Below are 21608 nucleotides of genomic sequence, written 5' to 3'. Positions count from 1 at the left end.
TTGCCCCTTAGGTAAATGTAAAGCCCGTAATCCGTACGAAAATTATGGGTTGCATTTATCAAAAACGCATTGTTCAGTAAAAATTCGCATTGTTCGTGAGGTCTAATTCGTCACCTGTATTTTCTTTGGGCCAAGGTATGTCTTGACCACTTCCATGGTACAATACTCACCTGAAATCTATGAAATCACTGGCTTCACGTCCGCGCACTTTTTCGCATACCTATGAAAGAAAATTTCATTAAAGTAGCGTTAAGCATTTGCATCTGCTTAATAGCGTTCCCGTTTCTGGCAAAGGCCCAGTTACCTTACAGTCCATGCAGTCCAAGCGGTGGTAAAAGAGCCGACGTATTAGGCATAGAAGCCAAATACAGAGCTCCCGGAGGCGCAGCCCCCACCTTTACCATTCCGACCGGGACTAAATCCATCGCGGTGTATGTTTCTTCCGAAACAGGTATTACCACCGGGGCTTCTGATTATGATCAGGGAGATGAGGACTTCATCACCATTAATGCAATCATTGATGTGGGCAATGCTACATCTTCCGGTTACGTAAACTATGCGAAGAATACCAATACCGATGGTTCTGGTACCAACGTATATGGATGGAAGAATGTGGCCCTGGGCGATACCATTAAGCAGTCCAGTAAAATCGGGGATGCGACGCCTTACCTGAACAATGTGAAGTTTTCCATTTCAGGATCTACGCTGACTATTACAGAAAATGCAACAGCTACTCACTCCTCTTATTATGTAGAATACCTGTCGCCTTATAACAACTCGCTTAGTCCGCTGGAACCCCAGATCAGGGCATTGCTGCACGGAACATCGACGACGAATACCGATTTGAGTATTCCCATTCCTTCCGGTGCTGAAATTGTTATTATTTCTGCCAAGGGTACAAACTCCAGTTATAGCGACCTGAATTCAACATCCGGTACAGAAGAAGGGTATGCTAATATGCGTTTTGGTATTGACCTTACAGCCGGTACATTGGATGGTTTTGTGACATTGGCAAATGGAGGTTCTGTAGACAGAAGATCTACCTATGTTATCAATAATAAGTCGGCTACTGCTACCGCCAGCATGTTATCATCCGGCGTCATTGCTGGTGATTATTCCAGTAAGAGAGTATTGGCAGGCGGTGTGGGTGTATATGATCCTACGATTTATGTATCCGGGGGGAACCTGATTATAAAGAGAGATGCGAACTATGCCAGAGACTTTGATGATGCGTATGTAATAGAATTTTACTCCCGTGTGGGATTGGGAATGAGTACAGAGTTTATTGATTCTGACATCTCAGCCATTCTGGATGGTAGTTATACCTGGGGTGCGAAGCGTACATTTACCATTCCTTCAGGTACTAACTTTATATATTTTAATGAAACTGGTAATGCTGTAAATACTGACAGGGAGAGCAATGAAAACTCACTGGCGGCCTACGGCTATATAGACCTGACAGCAGGGACAGTAACCGGTTACTTTTACCAGCAGGTGGGTCTAAGTGGTACAATCAGAAGGGATGACAACTATGCCTTTAAAGATGTGCCGCTGGATAGTACCAGTACACGTACTGCTTCGGGAACAGTTGGGTTCAAGAACTCCTCAGGTGGAGTATATGATATCAGTTTCTTTTTGTCTTCCGACAAGAGTAAACTGACCGTCATCAATAAAACAGGTCTGGCTAACCCGAGTTACCAGTTCCTGCTTTCGTGTGATTATTATGGTTCACGTCCGGATGTGGCGTTTAGTACAACAGGAATTACTTTCTCAAAAGGGAGTTCCTGTAATATTGTAAAGGCATCTGTGAACGTATGTAACCCGGGTGCTGGTAATAGCAATGGTGGCATGCCGGTGTCTTTTTACTCTGGTGATCCGACCACAGATCCTGCTGCGATCTTAATATATACAGGTACATTCAGTGAGGATATACCACAGGGGGAGTGCCGGACCTTTGATTTTGACCTTGACCTCAGCAGTTTCAGCAATGTGAATATTCCGCTGACGATGATCCTGAATGATAATGGTTCATATGTAAGTGGTGGAGTAGGGACTGCAGTAGGTACGCCTTTCACATTATCAAGTCTGGCGAATCAGAACAGTACTTATAAAGAATGTTATTACGACAATAACCTGATCACTGCTCAGATTGCGGTGAATAACTGTCCGGTGGTAAACCTGGATGCAGATAGCAGTTCTGGCGCCACCACAAAGAATTATATCAATTACTTTGCAGCGGGCAGCGCGACTGGAGCCAATGTGACTGACAATGATGTAACGGTGACAGATCCGGATGGTGATAATATTTCCAGTGCGACAATTACGTTGACGAATGACCTGGATGGTACATCAGAATACCTGATACTGAATGGTACGCTGCCTTCAGGCATTACCATTTCTGGTGCAAATACAACAACGATTACTTTATCTGGTGTGGCATCTGCTGCAGCTTATGCAGAGGCGTTGAAGCTGATTCAGTACATGAATACAAAGGCTTCGCCGACGACTACGACCCGTACCATCACGATCGCATTGAATGATGGTAAAGAAACGGGGCCTTCGTCAACCACTAGTATATATATATTAACCTCTCCGAGAGTCAATGTAACAGGTAATGGTTCTTCCATTGCAGACAACAAGACGACGACTTCCGCAACCGATGGTACTTACTACGGCGTGTTGACGACAGCAGGTGGGTTGGTGAGTAATACCTTTATTGTACAGAACATAGGTACAGGTACGATCACACTGACGGGTACTCCTATTGTAGCAATCAGTGGAGATGCTGGTTTTAGTGTGACTTCACAGCCTACTGGTACATCGATCACAAGTGGTTCCGGTCTTGGTTTTACAGTGACCTTCGATCCGGCATCACATGCGATTGGTACTTACACAGCCGTAATTAGTATCACGAATGATGATAGTAATACGGATCGTGCAACATATACATTCACGGTATCGGCGGTAGTGAACAACCTACCGACTGTATCGGATAATAGTGTATCAGCGGCAGAAGATAATCCATTAACTTTTACAGCAGCGAACTTTACCAGTGTATATACTGATCCTGATGGAACGGCATTGTCAAAGATTAAGATAGTAAGTTTGCCACAGAATGGTAGCTTCAAGCTGAATGGAGTCATTATTACTGCAGGGCAGGAAATAGCAGCGGCAGATCTGGCTAAGATTGTATTTACGCCGACAGCGAATTGGAATGGTACGACATCCTTCCAGTGGAATGGTTCTGATGGTACATCTTATGCGACCACGGCAGCGACCATGACGATTAATATTACACCTGTCAATGATGCACCGACTATTTCCCTGCCTACGGGTCTGGCGGTGACAGAAGATACTCCTGCTTCATTGAAGGATGTGTCATTTGCAGATGTGGATGCGGGTACGGGTACAATAACAGTAACTTTTACTGTGCCGACAGGTTGGTTCAATACTGCTACAGTAGCGGGTGTGACGGTGACGGGAACTGGTGGAAGCATTACGTTGTCAGGTACATTGTCTGCTATCAATAGTTATATTTCAGGAGGTAACCTAACGTATTCTGCTTCACATACGCCTCCGGCTTCAGAGGTGATTACGGTGACTATTTCTGATAATGGGAATACCGGAAGTGGTGGTACAATGACGGCTACGGGTACGATTCCCCTGGGTATTACAGCTGTGAATGATGCGCCGACGGGGCCTGATACGAATGAAGAAACAAATCAGGATACTGAGCTGGATAGTAACGTAACGGCTACAGATCTGGATGGAGATGCGGTTACATTTACTTTATTGACTAATACTTCTCATGGCACGGTGACAGTGAATAGTGATGGTACATATCAATATATACCGACTACAGGTTATATCGGTACAGATGTGTTTACAGTGACGGTGAGTGATGGTAATGGTGGTAGTTCCATCATTACAGTAAATATTACGGTGAAGAAGGTGAATCATAATCCTGTAGATGCCACTGTAAATAATACGATTAATGAAGATGTTACGTTGGACAGCAGTGTAAGTACGACAGATGCAGATGGCGATGTCCTGACATATACCAAAGGCACAGATCCTGCGCATGGTACGGTGACGGTGAATACAGATGGTACTTATACATATGTTCCGACTGCTGATTATAATGGAACGGATGGTTTCACGGTACTGGTAAGTGATGGTAATGGTGGCACAGCAACGATTACGGTGAATATCACTATTAATCCGGTGAATGATAATCCATCTGGTCCGGATACGAATGAAGATACGAATGAGGATGTGGCATTGAATGGCTATGTAACTGCTACGGATGTGGATGGTGATGCGGTGATATATTCAAAAGGAGCTGATCCTGCACATGGTACGGTAGTGGTTAATAGTGATGGTACTTATACTTATACACCGGCTACTAATTATAATGGTCCGGATAGTTTCACAATTGCTTTAAGTGATGGTAATGGTGGGACAGGTACAATTACTGTAAATATTACGGTACATCCAGTAAATGATGCGCCGGTAGGAGGCACGTTTACAGAGGAAACTGATGAAGATGTAGCGCTGGCTAGTCATGTAACAGGTACAGATGTAGATGGCGATGTACTGACTTATACCAAGGCTACCGATCCTGCACATGGTACGGTAGTGGTGAATAGTGATGGTACATATACTTACACTCCTGCTACTAATTATAATGGTGCGGATAGCTTCACAGTAACTGTAAGTGATGGAACATCGACTGCAACAATCACAGTCAATATTACAGTACACGCTGTAAATGATGCACCTGTAGGAGGTACGTTTACAGAGGAAACTGATGAAGATGTAGCGCTGACCAGCCAGGTAACAGGTACAGATGTAGATGGTGATGTGCTGACTTATACCAAGGCAACCGATCTTGCACATGGTACGGTAGTGGTGAATAGTGATGGTACATATACTTATACACCAGCTACTAATTATAATGGTGCGGATAGCTTCACAGTAACAGTAAGCGATGGAACATCGAGACTGCAACAATCACAGTCAATATAACAGTACATCCAGTAAATGATGCCCCTGTAGGAGGCACGTTCACAGAGGAAACGAATGAAGATGTAGCACTGACCAGCAAGTAACAGGCACAGATGTAGATGGTGATGTACTTACTTATACCAAGGCTACTGATCCTGCACATGGTTCTGTAGTTGTAAATAGTGATGGTACATATACTTACACTCCTGCCACTAATTATAATGGTGCTGATAGCTTTACAGTAACAGTAACTGCGATGGAACATCGACTGCAACAATCACAGTCAATATAACAGTTCATCCAGTAAATAATGCCCCTGTAGGAGGCACATTCACAGAGGAAACGAATGAAGATGTAGCACTGACCAGTCAAGTAACAGGCACAGATGTAGATGGTGATGTACTTACTTATACCAAGGCTACTGATCCTGCACATGGTTCTGTAGTTGTAAATAGTGATGGTACATATACTTACACTCCAGCTACTAATTATAATGGTGCTGATAGCTTTACAGTAACAGTAAGCGATGGAACATCGACTGCAACAATCACAGTCAATATCACAGTACATTCAGTAAATGATGCCCCTGTAGGAGGCACATTCACAGAGGAAACGAATGAGGATGTAGCGCTGACCAGCCAGGTAACAGGCACAGATGTAGATGGTGATGTACTGACTTATACCAAGGCTACTGATCCTGCACATGGTTCTGTAGTTGTAAATAGTGATGGTACATATACTTACACTCCAGCTACTAATTATAATGGTGCTGATAGCTTTACAGTAACAGTAAGCGATGGAACATCGACTGCAACAATCACAGTCAATATCACAGTACATTCAGTAAATGATGCCCCTGTAGGAGGCACATTCACAGAGGAAACGAATGAGGATGTAGCGCTGACCAGCCAGGTAACAGGCACAGATGTAGATGGTGATGTACTTACTTATACCAAGGCTACTGATCCTGCACATGGTACGGTAGTGGTTAATAGTGATGGTACATATACTTATACTCCAGCTACTAATTATAATGGTCCTGATAGCTTCACAGTAACAGTAAGCGATGGAACATCGACTGCAACAATCACAGTCAATATCACAGTACATCCAGTAAATAATGCCCCAGTAGGAGGCACGTTTACAGAGGAAACCAATGAAGATGTTGCACTGACCAGTCAGGTAACAGGCACAGATGTAGATGGCGATGTGCTGACTTATACCAAGGCTACTGATCCTGCACATGGTACGGTAGTGGTGAATAGTGATGGTACATATACTTACACTCCAGCTACTAATTATAATGGTGCGGATAGCTTCACCGTAACAGTAAGCGATGGAACATCGACTGCAACAATCACAGTCAATATCACAGTACATCCAGTAAATAATGCCCCTGTAGGAGGCACATTCACAGAGGAAACGAATGAAGATGTAGCACTGACCAGTCAAGTAACAGGTACAGATGTAGATGGTGATGTACTGACTTATACCAAGGCTACTGATCCTGCACATGGTACGGTAGTGGTGAATAGTGATGGTACATATACTTACACTCCTGCCACTAATTATAATGGTGCGGATAGCTTCACAGTAACAGTAAGCGATGGAACATCGACTGCAATAATCACTGTAAATATTACAGTACACGCTGTAAATAATGCCCCAGTAGGAGGTACGTTTACAGAAGAAACGAATGAAGATGTTGCGCTGACCAGCCAGGTAACAGGCACAGATGTAGATGGTGATGTACTTACTTATACCAAGGCTACTGATCCTGCACATGGTTCTGTAGTTGTAAATAGTGATGGTACATATACTTACACTCCTGCTACTAATTATAATGGTGCGGATAGCTTCACAGTAACAGTAAGCGATGGAACATCGACTGCAACAATCACAGTCAATATCACAGTACATTCAGTAAATGATGCCCCTGTAGGAGGTACGTTTACAGAAGAAACGAATGAAGATGTAGCGCTGACCAGCCAGGTAACAGGTACCGATGTAGATGGTGATGTACTTACTTATACCAAGGCTACTGATCCTGCACATGGTTCTGTAGTTGTAAATAGTGATGGTACATATACTTACACTCCAGCTACTAATTATAATGGTGCTGATAGCTTTACAGTAACAGTAAGCGATGGAACATCGACTGCAACAATCACAGTCAATATCACAGTTCACCCTGTAAACGATGATCCATCTGGCTCAAACACGACTGAACAAACTAGTGAAGACACCCCACTGACCAGCAGTGTAACCGCTACTGATGTAGATGGTGACCCGCTGACTTACAGCAAAGGGGTTGAACCATCAAATGGCTCCGTAGTCGTAAATCCTGACGGTACTTACACTTACACACCATCTACCGGTTTCACCGGCAATGATACCTTCACTGTTATCGTTAGCGATGGCAATAGTGGCTCTACCGAAATCACCGTGACAGTTACTGTAAATTCAGTCAATCACGATCCAGTAGTAACCGGTGGCGAAACCATCACCACCGGGCAGGACACCCCTGCTACTGGCACCATCACAGCTAATGATCCTGATGGCGATCCACTCACCTTCACCAAAGGCGACGATCCAGCTCACGGTTCCGTAGTAGTAAATGTTGATGGTACATACACTTACACACCAACATCTGGCTACACCGGCGATGACACCTTCACTGTTATCATAGACGATGGCAAAGGTGGTACTACCACGGTGACAGTAACAGTAACTGTAACGCCACCAACAACAAGTACCAACAACCCGCCAGTAGTAACCGGTGGCGAAACCATCACCACCGGGCAGGACACCCCTGCTACTGGCACCATCACAGCTAATGATCCTGATGGCGATCCACTCACCTTCACCAAAGGCGACGATCCAGCTCACGGCTCCGTAGTAGTAAATGATGACGGTACATACACTTACACACCGGAACCAGGCTACACTGGCGATGACACCTTCACTGTTGTGATCAGCGATGGCAAAGGCGGTAGCACAACCGTTACCGTAACCGTTACCGTAACACCTGATACCTCCAACAACCCAATTGCCGTAAACGACAGTGTAACAGTAGTCGCCAACACACCACTCGACATCGACGTCCTCGCCAACGATAGCGCAGGTACTTCGACCTTCGATCCTGGTACTGTAACAATCATAGATCAACCTACCCACGGTTCAGTAGTCGTAAACAGCAACGGTATCATCACCTACACACCTGCTACAGGTTACACCGGTGAAGATTCCTTCACTTACACAGTGACAACCGCTGATGGTAAAACCACCAACACCGCTACTGTCAGGATCTCTACCTCATTCGCAGAGATCACCGTACCAACCCTGTTCACACCGAACGGCGATGGGCAGAACGATGTATTCGAAATCAGAGGCCTCAGCCAGTATGCTGAAACTGAACTGATCATCGTAAACCGTTGGGGTAACGAAGTATTCAGACAAAAGAACTACCAGAATACATGGAAAGGAGATGGCTTGAACGAAGGGACTTATTTCTATCTGCTGCGAATCAAACGCACAGCTAGTTCAGGATGGGAAGTGATCAAAGGATACACTACACTGGTAAGGAACTTTAACAATTAATGTGATTAGCGCTGAAAACCATGAAAAAAATATTTTTAATTGCAGGCTTATTATTCGCAGGGTCACTGACACTGAAAGCCCAGCAGGATGCACAGTACAGCCAGTATATGTTTAACGGGATCTATATCAATCCCGCATATGCTGGCTACAAAGAGCAACTGAACGCGCATAGCTTTTATCGCAGTCAGTGGGCCGGTATCCGCGGTGCTCCCCGTACATTCTCCGTAGCTGTAGATGCTGCTGTAGCAAGTGATAACGTTGGTCTGGCCTTCCAGGTCACCAGCGACAAACTGGGTGCACAGAGTACCCTGGGAGGATACGGTAGCTATGCCTACCGTATCCGTCTGAATCCCGACGGTAGCTCAAGGCTGGCTTTCGGTGTAAGTTTCGGAATTTTACAAAAGAGCATCAATACTTCGGAACTCGTCACCAATGATCCTGAAACCAATATGCCGGCAGGTGTTCAGCGCACTGTGTCGCCAGACGCAAGGGCAGGGGTGTACTTCTCCAACGACCGCTTCTATGCCGGTTTCTCGGTTGATAATATGATTATTAACTACCTGAAAAGCGGTAAGTACAAACTGGTACCACAATCAAAAATGCACTACTACCTCACCGCAGGTGGGTTGTTGCCACTGAATGAGGACTTCCAGTTAAAGCCGTCTTTCCTCCTGAAAGATGACTTAGGTGGTCCGACCAGTCTGGACTTAAATACATTTATTCTCTACAAGGACATTCTCTGGCTGGGAGGTTCTTATCGTACCAGGGTGAACCTGTATGATAAGGGTTATTTACAAAGCGCGCTGACCTACAGCAACTCTGTAGTAGCGGCGATCGAGCTTTTCCCGGTGCCGAATATGAGGGTAGGGTATGCCTATGATATTACCACCGGCCCATTGAATGGGTATAGCAGTGGTACACATGAAGTATCTGTAGGGTATACTTTCCCCGGGTTCAAAGCGAGAATGGCTAATCCAAGGGTGTTTTAGAATTAGAATAGTTACAAAAAAAGGTGTATCGATTTATTCGGTACACCTTTTTGTTTTTGGCTTATTTCAGTAATGGCTTACTGCAAAATTTTTACGGGCATAAGGGGATGGATACATATATTTCAAAAGCCTGCAAATTAACAGCCTGATTCAAAACTCCCCAAATCCAACCTTCTCATTTCAATATCAGCACGGGCACCTTCGCATTCCTGCATATCGCCTCACTAATACTCTTATTCGTCAAATAATACAGGAAACTGTGTTTCCCCGGCAATGAAATGATCAACTGAAAATCATTCACATTCGTATACTTTATAATCCCATCAATAATATTCTTCTCATTACTATAATTAATATCATGCTTAAAGTTCTGCAGATAACTATGCAGATGCGCCTCCAGGTCCTTAAAATTCTCATCCGGATTTATATATCGCTCTTTCGCATCCACATTCAGCACGTGTAACTGTATTTCCTTCGCCATCGCAGAATCCTTTGGGTCATTCAGTTTCGCCAGATTTCCCATCATCCTGTAATCACAAGGCAGCAACACATCATTGATAGGACGGAAACTATAATGAGAAGGAACCACCAATACCCGAACAGGAGAGATCTTTGCTATACTGATAATATTCCCCGCTATAAAACTGTTACTATTTGACTGGCAACTATCACTGCCTAACAGCACCATATCCACACTTTCCTCCCTGATTGTTTCATTAATAGCCCTTAACAAAGGCGCCTCACTCACCGCCGTCAGAACCGCCATATCATCTTCCATCCTGGCACTGAGTTCATCCGCCATATGATCCAGTTTCTCCGTACTCTCTTTCCGTTCCTGCCACCTGAAATCCTGGCTTACTGGCGCATATTCCGCAGATACTGCGATATTGTCAAAAACTGTATCATAAAAGGTCTTTAACAAAATAATCCGATCGTATCCAAACCGGTGTGCCCACTCACTTGCAAAACGAATCGTATTTTCAGTTGTAGCCGTGAAATCAACAGGAATAAGCATCGTTTTCATAATACAAAATTTTGATCATTCAATTAAGGCTTCAGCCTTATACGTTGTAATAAATTTAAGCAAAAAGCGTGCGGAGGAATATGATTTTAATCGTTAAAACAGCTGTAAACAATCAGTGGAATCTTCTATCTAAATTTACATTATTTTTAGCCTGCCTCAACAATTTTTTCATGTGAAAAAAGTTAAACATTGTTTAACTTAACAACCGTTTAAACTGTAGCCCGTTATGAAAATATGCCATTTATTATGCTGGCTGTTGCCCATTGCCACCCAGGCCCAGGTAGATACTACCCAGCGTCCTGCCTACCACTTTACTGCTGCGAAAAACTGGATCAATGATCCTAACGGCCTGATATATATCAACGGTCAATATCATCTTTATTACCAGTACAATCCATATGATACCAAATGGGGACATATGAGCTGGGGGCATGCCGTGAGCAAAGACCTCCTGCACTGGAATCACCTGCCTTTAGCCATTCCGGAAATGGTAAAACCTGATACCACCACCTGGATCTTCTCCGGTTCTGCTGTGCTGGACAAAACCAATACCAGCGGTTTTGGCAAAAACGCCATCGTGGCAATTTACACCGCCGATCAGCCTACCCAGCAAAAGGAATCCCAGTTCATTGCCTATAGCAATGACGGCGGATTAACCTACCAGCAGTATGTGGGCAACCCGGTGATCGACCTGCATAAAAAGGACTTCCGTGACCCGAATGTCATCTGGCTGGAAAAGGAAAAACACTGGTTGATGACAGTCGCGCTACCCCATGAGAAAAAGGTACAGTTTTATACATCCACTGACCTGAAACATTGGACATTGCTCAGTGAATTTGGGAATCAGGGCGATACCCGCAAGATATGGGAGTGCCCGTCTCTGACTCCGATGTATGTGGATGGAGATCCCAAAAAAACTAAATGGTTACTGATGGTTTCCTCCGGCAATCAGGATGGGGAAACCGGGCTACAGTATTTCACCGGGGACTTTGACGGAAAGGAATTCAAAAATGATAATGATGCAGCGCATCAACAATTTGTAGACTACGGCCCTACATTTTATGCCGCCATTCCATATAATAATCTGCCTGATGGTAGAAAGACGATGATAGGATGGCTCATGCCTTCCAACCAGCCGGCTTATCCATGGACAGGGCAGATGTCTATACCAAGAGATCTTGCATTGAAAACAACCTCTCAGGGCGTGCGGTTATTCCAGCAACCTGCGAATGTGATCAAATTACCTGCAGGTAAGTTGGAAAAACAGGATCTGTTAGTCAATGACCAGCCTTTTAAATTACAGCAGTTTGAAAATAACACGAACTGGATAGATGTTACTTTTGGAGAAGGTACCGCTACTGCTTATGGCGTAAAATTGCCGCAGGCAGAAATCACTTACCAGCAAGGGGAATTAGTAATAGCCTGGAAAGATGGAAAGAAGACACTATCTGTACCAAAGGGAGATGTAAGATTACAGGTTTTACAGGATAAATCTTCGGTAGAAGTATTTGTAAATGGAGGTGCACAGGTGATTACGTTTCTGGTGTACCCTCCTAAAGAGGAACATGAAGTATCCTTATTTGCAAAAGGGGGAAATATAAAAGTAAAAACACTTAAAGTGTGGCAATTATGATCATCAACAAAAAACGCTTATGTCGAAAAAGACGTAAGCGTTTTTTGTTGATGAGTTCAATATTATTTTATTTACGATTTCAGGTTCTCATTCATTTTCTGCACCATTGCCAGCGCCATATCTATCGCCCCGGCGTCAATCCCCTCCACTGACTTATCATACAACCCCGCTACCCACTTACCAGCGTACTTCTGTGCAGATCTGTCTGCCACGTAACAAAGGTCGAGATCAATGCCACCCCAAAGGCCCCCCAGCTGTCGCAACATTCCGGAGAAGGCAGCACCCTGAGCTACTCGGTGTTCTTCACGACGATATTGTAGGTGATATAATCATCAATTACATAAGTTCCGTCGGCAGCAGCGGTTTTAGTGATAGTCAGGTTTCCTTTGGACGCTCTGACAGGCACGCTCGTTACCGTATCGCAGGTACCATATTGCGGATCACATCCGTAAGTAGGTATATTGTTGATACCGTCAGATACATATGCCGTGTTGTTGATCCAATCAACGCCATCCAGATTTTCATAAGTTTTAACCTGGAAGGTCACTTCTGTTACGCCGCCAGGAGACTGCTTAGCGATAGGGAAGCTCACGATACCGCCAGAGAGTATCCAGCCACTTTCCCAGTTGGTATTGGTTGGGATTTTGTCAGTGATGGTCAATGGTCCGATGGTGGTGGTGCTGGTATTCCTTACGTAGATCTTGTAGGTGATGATATCACCAGGTTGAACATAACCATCTACATTGTTCGCTGGCAGACTAGCTACTTTCCATGCCTGGAAGGTAGCTAGGTCATTATCCTTGATGTTGGCAGTAGTGGTGTAGTCAGCGCTCAGCTGGAAGGTGTTTGTACCCCATCGGGTAGTGGTGATGCCGTCTGTGGCATAATATGCGTAGTTGTTTGCAGTTACGCCGGAAGAATTCACCGCCTTTCCAAAAGCTAAGTCTGTAGTACATTGAGCAAATGAGACATCAGTTACGAAAAATATCAAAAAAACAACCGTCGAGATGCGGGCTAATAACTTGTTCACTAACAATTTGTTTTGTTCACGCATGCTAAAATATTATGGTACAAAAAGGGAAACACACGGGCGTTTCAGCTCCAATTTTATCCGAACCTGGTGGTGAGGGATTGTAGGTATAAGGATAGGGTATAGGGATGGTAGCCTGCGTATTATATTAATTTATAATGTAAAGTTATTGAATAAATCTGCTATTTATGACCGGTTTGCTGAATTTACTTTGCATTAACAAATGGGATATGATTATCAATGGTATAACAAAACATTCATGAAAAGCGTGGATATACCAACGGGAATGAAACCATTTTTAGAAAAAAAAGCTTCTGCGAATGCAGAAGCTTTCAAAAAAACAATATGTAAATCTATATCACTCTACTTTCAAACTCTTCACCGGATTCGCTACTGCCACCCTCAATGTCTGCAAGACTATCATCACACTAGTAAGTATACCTAATGAAAGGATGATCATCATGATTGGTAAAGCAGTGATTTCCACATGGTATTCGTAACTATTTAACCAATATTGCATCAGGTAATATGCTACCGGACAAGCCACTACGCTCGCCACTATCATTACCGCCATAAAATCTTTTATAAACAAACTAATGATACTATTTACTGAAGCCCCCAGTACTTTGCGGATCCCCATTTCCCTCGTACGCTTCTGTACCGTCAGAGACACCAAACCGATCACGCCTAGCAACACAATTACCAAAGCCAGCACGGTTGCTGTATACGCTGTCTTCTTCAACTGTAATTCCGTCTGGTACATCTTCGCTAAACTATCATCCATGAATTTATATTCAAACGGTGCTCCCGGCATGAGTGCTGCCCATTGCTGGTGTAGCGTTTCAATAGCCTGTGGCACATTTCCGCCTTTCAGTTTGATCGCAAAATATCTGAAAATATTAAATACCTCTATAGGGAAAAATACCATTGGTTGTATAGATTGCAGCATAGATCCAAAATGAAAATCCTTTGTCACTCCGGCAATGGTATACGTATCCTGCAGCTCTGTAAATTTCACCTGTTTCCCTACTGCATCTGCGGGATCTTTGTATCCCAATGCCGCTGCCAGTCTGGTATTGATCACCATTTTATGTACGTCAGTTGTCATTCCTTCCCTGGCTAAAAAAACACCTGCCGCCATGGGTACCTGGAACGTTTTTGCAAAGTGCATATCCGTACACAATTGAAAAGCGGTGATCGCCGAAGTAGCATCGGCACCCAGCGGGAATATACTCAAACTCCCACCATTGTTACCATCCATGATCTCGTAAGTTAGCGTCACATCCTTTACCACTGGACTTTCTACCAGTTGTTTCCGGATGCCTTCCATCTTTGCCACACCTGCCGGTGACCAGTCTCTCGGTACCTGTGCACTAACTACAAATTCTTTGTCATACCCAATCCCTTTACTAAAAAAGAACTGTACCTGCTTGGTCACAATAAACGCTCCGATCAGGACTACTACCGCTGTAAAGAACTGAAATGCTACCAGCGACTTTCTTAATAGTATATTTTCCTTAACAGACTTTAAACTCTCTTTCAAACTGCTCAATGATGGCAGGGCAGATAATACAAACGCCGGATATAATCCAGCAGCCAATCCTATCAGCACGACAAATAATAGCGGATATCCTACAAAATAGACAGGGAACTCACTCAGCGCAGGCAATGGTTTACCGACCAACTGTGCAAACAAGGGGCCTAGCAACAAATAACAGCCAAATGCCAGCAGGGTTGCGATGCAAACAATAATCGTTGACTCAATTAAAAACTGCCATACCAGCTGATGCTTTCTTCCGCCCATTACCTTTCTCATACCAATCTCCTTCATCCTTGATCCGGCGCGGCTTACAGATATATTGATAAAATTGATCACTGCCATTAATAATATAAACAGCCCAATACCTGACAGGGTAAACAACATCCTTTTCACTAATCCATTATTTTGTTCCAGGTAATTGTCCCGTAAATTGATGACCTGTGGTGTTAGGTTTGCATATACATTCGGAGGGATATTCTCTTTTAATAGTTTTGAAATAGGGCCGTTTAACTGACTGGGATTTATGCCTGGCTGCAATTCCACATACCCTACGATGAACATATTTTTCCAGTTATCGATCGTTCGTCCAAAGTAGCTAATGGAACTTTCGGGCAAAATAATTCCGTTACTGTAGTTGTTAATCAGGTCCGTCACCCCATTATCGCGCGCTACCCTGATCACGGCCGTCAGCATAAAGGGCTGTCTTTGTCCAGCCATATTCTCGATCTCCACCGTTTGGCCAATGGCATTGACCGTACCGAAATATTTCTTTGCCACCGGCTCTGTCATGATCATGGAGTTTGGTGTAGACAACGCATTGGTGGGATTACCGGCCAACACCTTGAATCCAAACATATCCAGCAGGGTACTGTCGCCAATCTGCACCTCTTCCTTAAAGTCTTTTTCCTTTCCATGAACGGTGAGCGTCAACCCATCCCACCTGTAAAAGTTCTTTACCAGCGTGGGATATTGTTCTTTCAGCGCTTTGGGCAAGGCCCCGGAGGTCGCCAGGTCAAACCCCATATTCTTGTCCTTCCACTTGCTTTTGATCACATACTGCCGGTCTGCATTTTTGAGTTCCGTATTTACCCGCAGCTCATTCCACACATGTGCCATGATCATACCGGTAAAAGCAATGCCTATGGCAAGCCCGGCAATGTTGAGGATTGCATGAAAGCGGTTCTTTTTCATATTCCGCCAGGCAATCAGGATGTAGTTCAATAGCATAAAAGTGGGTTTGGGTACCCAGGTTCAGACAAAGAAAATGCCGTATACCTGCCTTATTGAAAACTAAGCAATTATACTAAGATAAGGGTCGGATATGTTCGCTAATGGTACATTATATGTCCGGAAATGGGCAAATCATAGATTGATTATTAATACTTTTTAACATAAATTGCGAAGCGTTTCCGAGAGCGCCAATAAACTTAATGTGGTTATGAATGAATAATGTACAAACAGGCCTTAAACGTGTTGTTTTCCCAAACATCATCCATTTCATTAATCGAATATTAAATACCGGGGTACACGAAGCAAATGGCATTGCACGCAACCGTCAGATCAGAACTGTGAATATAGCCGGGGTTGTTGGAGGGACGGTTTCCCTGATGTTTAGTTTGATCAACACCTGCCTGGGCAATTACCTGCTTGCACTGATCAATATATGCACGATGGCCTGCCTGTACAGCATGGTGTACTTCAATGAAAAGAAGAAGTACGATCTGGGGCCGATGATCACCATGCCTGTCTGTGCATTGCAGTTGTCTGCCAGTGCATTGATCTATAACAACAACATGGAGTTGTACCTGTTGCTGGTGGTATGTCTTTCCCTGATACTTCTGAACAATAAATGGGTGATGCTGGCCCTGGGTATTTTCAGCGCCATTCTGCTGGGTGTTACGCACCGTTTGGCCCCACATACCGTCATTCACCAGGCTACTGAGGCCAGGAGGATCATGAATGCGGTGATCTGGCTCATCATGTTATTGTTCTGTTTATATTATTTTAGGCTGCAGATCATGGCGTATACAAAGGAGCTGGAAGAATCCAACCGACAACTGAATGTAGCTAACAAGACCCGCGAGAAACTGATTTCTATTCTGGCTCATGATATGAGTTCGCCGATCAATACGCTTTTTTTTATGCTGGATCTGTTGCAGGAAGATATGTTGTCGGGTAAGGACTTTACCGACTCCTCGCGACTGCTCATATTGCAGGCCAAGAACCTGCAGGAGAATATGGATGGTCTGTTGCAATGGTGTTATACCCAGATGAAAGGAATTGCACCGCAGCCGGTAAATTTTAATCTCGTCGTTTTGATGGAAGAAGTAATTACATTTTTGCAACCCCAGTTGCAAAAGAAGCATATCCAATTACAAAATGATATTGCACAATATACCTGTATCATTCATGCGGATCAGGAGCATGTACGCCTGATTATCCGGAATCTACTGAGCAATGCGATCAAGTTTAGTTATAAGGAAGCTACGATTGTTATTAATATGGAAGACAAGAGAGATGAAGTGATCATTTCAGTGGCGGATTTTGGAGTTGGGATTGCGGCCAATATTCAGGAGAAGATCTTTGCAGCGGATAATATTTACTCCACACCGGGTACGGGCAATGAGAAGGGGATAGGATTGGGGTTGAGTCTTAGTCAGGAGTTTGCGCAGAAGAATAATGGTTTTCTGTCAGTATTGAGTGAAGAGGGGAAAGGGAGTACGTTTAGTTTGCACCTGCATAAATAAATTTGCCAGCTTTCTTTAGGGGGGAGTGTAGGCTTCGCCAGTACACAAACGTAAATGGCAGATATCTTTAATAGGTATAGGGACCAGCTAAGACAGACCTTGATTGCTTACGCAATATCTTTTAGCTGATCCCATTATTTTTATGAATGTGCGGCTGCTTTCTTTTTGCTGGTAGCACGTTTTGCGGTAGTTCTTCCTGAGGCTGGTTTTTTAGCCGTAGTTTTTTTAGCGGCAGTCGCCTTTTTCGCGGTAGCTCTTTTTGCATTCGCTTTTGGAGCTGTGGTCTTTTTTGCAGCTACTTTCTTAGCTGTCGCTTTTTTAGGTGCCGCTTTTTTCGCTGTTGCTTTTTTCGCGGGAGTGGCCTTTTCAGCCGTTGATTTCCTGGTCGTAGTAGCCTTCTTAGTAGCGCTTGAACCCGCCTTCTTCGGCACTTTCGCACCTTCCTCTCTCGCTTCTGACAATCCTATTGCTATTGCTTGTTTTGGATTCGTTACTTTTTTGCCACTTCTTCCGCTTTTCAACTTTCCTTCATGCATTTCATGCATTACTTTCTCCACTTTTTCTCCGCTTTTTCTTGAATACTTTGCCATTGTGAAAAAATTTAAGGATTAATAAATAACATATATCGTAATAGGGACGAATACTATGCCAACAGTTATTTATGCATTACAATAAAATCCCTATACTCAATTCTATCTGTCATTTCCCCCGATGAGCTTACCAGTACTCAATTTCTTTGTGGGATGTGTCCTTTTTTGCACACACTGTTGTAGAATTTTTATATTTTACGCCCAAACCACAACGTCATAGTGAATCTTACAGCCAACATCCGCTACATCCTGCTACTGATCTTATTCTCCAACGCCGCAGGTGCCCAGGTAAAATCTCCGGTAGCATATGTCAACCCATTCATCGGTACGACCAAAAGTGCAGTGCTGACTAAATGGGGGAATGAGGGCGGCTGCTATCCCGGTGCTGTGGCTCCTCACGGTTATTACCAACTGACACCGGAGACGAGAAGGACGGGGGCTAAAGGCTATGACTACCAGGATAGCTCCATTTGTTATTTCACCTGTGAGGATCACCATAGTGGTTTTCCCGGTGGATCGGCGGGGAGCGTATTCGTAATGCCTGTCAGTAACAGCCAGTCATTTGATGCTGATCACTATTGCCGTCGTTTTTCTCACAAGGATGAATATGCGGAACCGGGTTATTATAAGGTCCTTTTCAGAGATGACCAGACTTTAGTAGAAATGACGGCCTCTCGTGATGGTGGGGTTTTTAGGTTTACATTTTTGGATAAGGGCACGCCTGAGGTCTTTCCTGATAAAGGCACTTCTAAGAATATTTCAGCTAAGGACAAGCCTGCGAACTTTTCAGCTAAGGGCACACCTCACATCTTTACAAGCACCCCACTTCAGTTTAACATAAAGCCCATTGAACAGCAAGTCTTAACCAATGGCACCGTCTATACATTTCCAAAAGGTACAACTATTATTGAAGCACGGATCGGCAATGAACAGCGTTCCTTTGATGCTGTCAGAGCAGCTACTTATAAGCAATGGAACGACCTTTTATCAGTCGTAGAGATCAATGATGACAATGAAAAAGGCAAAGCCATTTTTTACACCGCCCTTTATCATTCCCTCTTATTACCATGGCTGAATGAAGGTAAATACAGTGGTTTTTCCCCATGGGATACTTTCCGCACTTTGCACCCGTTGCTCAGTCTACTGTATCCTGATCTACAGGCAGCCATGATCCGCTCTATGCTGGACGTTTATCACAGCACCGGTCATTTGCCTACAGAGAGTATGACGGGCAATCATTCCATCCCTATCATTACCGATGCTTATTTCAAAGGCATCCCGATGGATAAGGAAGAAGTATACAAGGCGATGCAAAAAAGCATCAATGACACGCCTTACCTGCAAGCAGATATGCCTGCTTATCACGAACTGGGTTATGTACCATCTACCTATCCTGAATCTGTGACCCGTACCGTAGAGTATGCCTACGATGACTGGGCGCTGAACCTGTTTGCAAAAGAAGCAATGCATGAAAAAGTGAGTGACGACAGGAGCTTAGCCTTCCAACAATTATTGCACATCCCTTCGTTATTCCTGTTGCCACGCAATAAGGATGTGTTCAAACTCAATCCCGGTAATACCGGTTATAAAGAAGGTGATCAATGGGTGTATTCTTTCTTCGTACCGCAGCACCCCCGTGAATTGATCAATAGGATGGGGGGAGATGAGTTATTTTCTCTCCGGTTGGATACGGCCCTTGAAAAGCAACATATCATCTTTGACAATGAAACCGTTTTCCATGTTCCTTACCTTTTCAATGATGCCAACAGGCCAGACCTGACCCAGTTGTGGGTAAGGAAGATCATGAAGGATCGTTTTTCAAATACACCGGGTGGGTTGCCAGGGAATGATGATCTGGGTTCAACTTCCAGCTGGTACATTTTCAGTGCGATGGGATTGTATCCTGTGGCACCCGGTAAACCCCTATATGCATTGGGTATCCCTGCTTTCCGTGAAATGAAGATCCACCTGAAAGAGGGGAAGGTACTGACCATCAAAAGCAATGATACGCATGCGCCTTATGTACAACAGGTGCGACTGAATGGTGTGGCGTACAAGGGGTTGAATATGGCCCATGAGTTCATCAAACGGGGTGGTACTTTGGAATTTGAAACAGGTGTTGTACCGGTAGTAACCCGCGACAATGTCAACCGTACTGTCATCAGACTGACGGAGATAAGTATGGATTCGGTTGCTACGCCTGATCAACCTTTTCCAATTGGGTTTACATTAATAAACAATGGGGATGCCGGGGTATACAGGATCAAAGTGACCCTTAATGGTAAACTATATGGATCAAAGAATTGCCTGATCGGCAAAGGGGCGAGGCTCCGTGATTCGATTCAGGTATACCTGTACAAAGCAGGGGAGAACATATTGCAGTTGAATGAACAGGCGGAACGTACCGTACAGCTCAAAGTGCCTTTGGCGAATGTAGCGCCGGTTATTTCTGACCTGGTATTAAAACCATTGATTAAGAAGGATAGCGTGCAACATATTGCCTTTGCTGTGATGAATAAGCAAGGGACTAAAAAGGCTTTTACAATTCCCGTGAATCTGAATGGTAAAGTATTTTATACAGCTAAGCTGATATTGGAGCCAGGAGAGCAAAAGGTAGTGACCTGTCAGGTAAAGGTGGTAGTGACTGGGTGGCAGACGGTGAGTATTGGAGGGATCAGCGAGCGATTTAAGGTGTATAAGGATCCAATGGAGTCTTTGTTATTGTCTTTGGAAGGGACGAAGGATGTGTCTGGGTTTGAGAATGATGGTCAGGTAATTAGATCTGAAAATTCGAAGGAAGGGACAGGCAATGGTCAGATTATTATTGCTGAGAAATCACAGCATGTTACTGCCTCTGGCAATACTGTCGCTTCTGACAACTCTCAAAGTATTTCTGCCTCCGGCAATTCTCCCAAAGCTGCAAATCCCCTCTTTGGCCCGGACTATTACATCGAGGTCCCTAACGCCCGCTCTCTCGATGAATTAGGCACCACTCTCACCATGATGGCCTGGATTTACCCAACTGAACAAACCCCCGGTCTTGTCGATGTATTCTCTAAAGGAGACACCCATGTTCTCCAGATTACTAACGGCAGAATGTTAAGTTTTTTTGCCGGGGGTTGGGGCAGGGGAGATATTACCGTACCTTTACCGGAACATTGGTTGAACCACTGGCATCATATTGCCGGAGTATGTGATAAACAGGGGCTTAAGTTATATATCGACGGCGTTTTGAAAGGAGAGACAAAACTGGACACGCCAGTTAACCTGTCCGTAGGGAATAAATGGACGTTAGGACGTAATGAAGAATTTCCCGGAACCCGTATTTTCAAAGGTTATATTCAACAAGCGAAAGTTTTTTTTGATCCTATTGAAATAACTGATTGTAAATGTATTGGAGAAATTCCTGTGCTATAAACCAAAATTTTACTGAATCCTGTTGAAAAAC

12 protein-coding genes and 1 pseudogene are annotated in these 21608 nt (G+C 44.1%); 8 read left to right on the top strand and 5 right to left on the bottom strand.

Features of this window, described 5'->3' with window-relative positions:
* Positions 1 to 222 precede the first annotated feature (222 nt).
* The 5 genes and pseudogenes from QQL36_RS29085 (at position 223) to QQL36_RS29070 (ending at position 9596) form a co-directional block, all read left to right on the top strand.
* Complete coding sequence (locus QQL36_RS29085) at positions 223 to 5028, top strand: tandem-95 repeat protein (RefSeq protein WP_321567683.1); 4806 nt, start codon at positions 223 to 225, stop codon at positions 5026 to 5028.
* The gene (locus QQL36_RS35790) at positions 4998 to 5111 is read left to right on the top strand and encodes a hypothetical protein (RefSeq protein WP_415751084.1); all 114 of its coding nucleotides are present in this window, start codon (positions 4998 to 5000) and stop codon (positions 5109 to 5111) included. Before QQL36_RS29085 ends, QQL36_RS35790 begins: the two co-directional genes overlap by 31 nt.
* Positions 5112 to 5116: 5 nt before the next feature.
* A pseudogene (locus QQL36_RS35785) lies at positions 5117 to 5299 on the top strand (Ig-like domain-containing protein); the annotation flags it as partial.
* Positions 5284 to 8607 carry a tandem-95 repeat protein gene (locus QQL36_RS29075; protein ID WP_415751083.1) on the top strand — a complete coding sequence of 1108 codons (3324 nt, stop codon included), beginning with the start codon at positions 5284 to 5286 and terminating at the stop codon, positions 8605 to 8607. The pseudogene QQL36_RS35785 and the gene QQL36_RS29075, both read left to right, overlap by 16 nt.
* 20 nt (positions 8608 to 8627) lie before the next feature.
* Positions 8628 to 9596 (top strand): type IX secretion system membrane protein PorP/SprF, encoded by a 969-nt coding sequence (locus QQL36_RS29070; protein ID WP_083730639.1) that lies wholly within the window; start codon positions 8628 to 8630, stop codon positions 9594 to 9596.
* Between the two features lie 175 nt (positions 9597 to 9771).
* On the opposite strand, the gene QQL36_RS29065 is transcribed toward QQL36_RS29070, so the two are convergent.
* Entirely contained in the window at positions 9772 to 10620 is an 849-nt protein-coding gene (locus QQL36_RS29065) for a universal stress protein (RefSeq protein WP_321567681.1), read from the bottom strand.
* Positions 10621 to 10846: 226 nt separating this feature from the next.
* Here QQL36_RS29065 and QQL36_RS29060 point away from each other — a divergent pair, with 226 nt between their 5' ends.
* The gene (locus tag QQL36_RS29060) at positions 10847 to 12253 is read left to right on the top strand and encodes a glycoside hydrolase family 32 protein (RefSeq protein ID WP_321567680.1); all 1407 of its coding nucleotides are present in this window, start codon (positions 10847 to 10849) and stop codon (positions 12251 to 12253) included.
* A 71-nt stretch (positions 12254 to 12324) separates the two neighbouring features.
* Here QQL36_RS29060 and QQL36_RS29055 read toward each other — a convergent pair whose 3' ends face one another.
* The 3 genes from QQL36_RS29055 to QQL36_RS29045 all read right to left on the bottom strand — a co-directional run bounded on the left by QQL36_RS29055 (position 12325) and on the right by QQL36_RS29045 (position 16050).
* Positions 12325 to 12519, bottom strand: coding sequence for a hypothetical protein (locus QQL36_RS29055; RefSeq protein WP_321567679.1), 195 nt, complete (start codon positions 12517 to 12519; stop codon positions 12325 to 12327).
* Positions 12520 to 12542: 23 nt separating this feature from the next.
* Entirely contained in the window at positions 12543 to 13307 is a 765-nt protein-coding gene (locus QQL36_RS29050; RefSeq protein WP_321567678.1) for a hypothetical protein, read from the bottom strand.
* Between the two features lie 334 nt (positions 13308 to 13641).
* Positions 13642 to 16050, bottom strand: a complete 2409-nt coding sequence (locus QQL36_RS29045) for an ABC transporter permease (RefSeq protein WP_321567677.1) — start codon at positions 16048 to 16050, stop codon at positions 13642 to 13644.
* 215 nt (positions 16051 to 16265) lie between these two features.
* Here QQL36_RS29045 and QQL36_RS29040 point away from each other — a divergent pair, with 215 nt between their 5' ends.
* On the top strand, positions 16266 to 17570 hold the full coding sequence (locus QQL36_RS29040; RefSeq protein WP_321567676.1) for a HAMP domain-containing sensor histidine kinase: 1305 nt from the start codon (positions 16266 to 16268) through the stop codon (positions 17568 to 17570).
* 140 nt (positions 17571 to 17710) lie between these two features.
* On the opposite strand, the gene QQL36_RS29035 is transcribed toward QQL36_RS29040, so the two are convergent.
* Positions 17711 to 18160 (bottom strand): DUF6496 domain-containing protein, encoded by a 450-nt coding sequence (locus tag QQL36_RS29035; protein ID WP_321567675.1) that lies wholly within the window; start codon positions 18158 to 18160, stop codon positions 17711 to 17713.
* A gap of 219 nt (positions 18161 to 18379) precedes the next feature.
* Here QQL36_RS29035 and QQL36_RS29030 point away from each other — a divergent pair, with 219 nt between their 5' ends.
* Positions 18380 to 21577, top strand: coding sequence for a GH92 family glycosyl hydrolase (locus QQL36_RS29030; protein ID WP_321567674.1), 3198 nt, complete (start codon positions 18380 to 18382; stop codon positions 21575 to 21577).
* Positions 21578 to 21608 lie beyond the last annotated feature (31 nt).

The sequence above is a fragment of the Chitinophaga sp. LS1 genome, assembly GCF_034274695.1.
GTDB lineage: Bacteria > Bacteroidota > Bacteroidia > Chitinophagales > Chitinophagaceae > Chitinophaga.
This window is presented reverse-complemented; position numbering and strand designations above follow the sequence as displayed.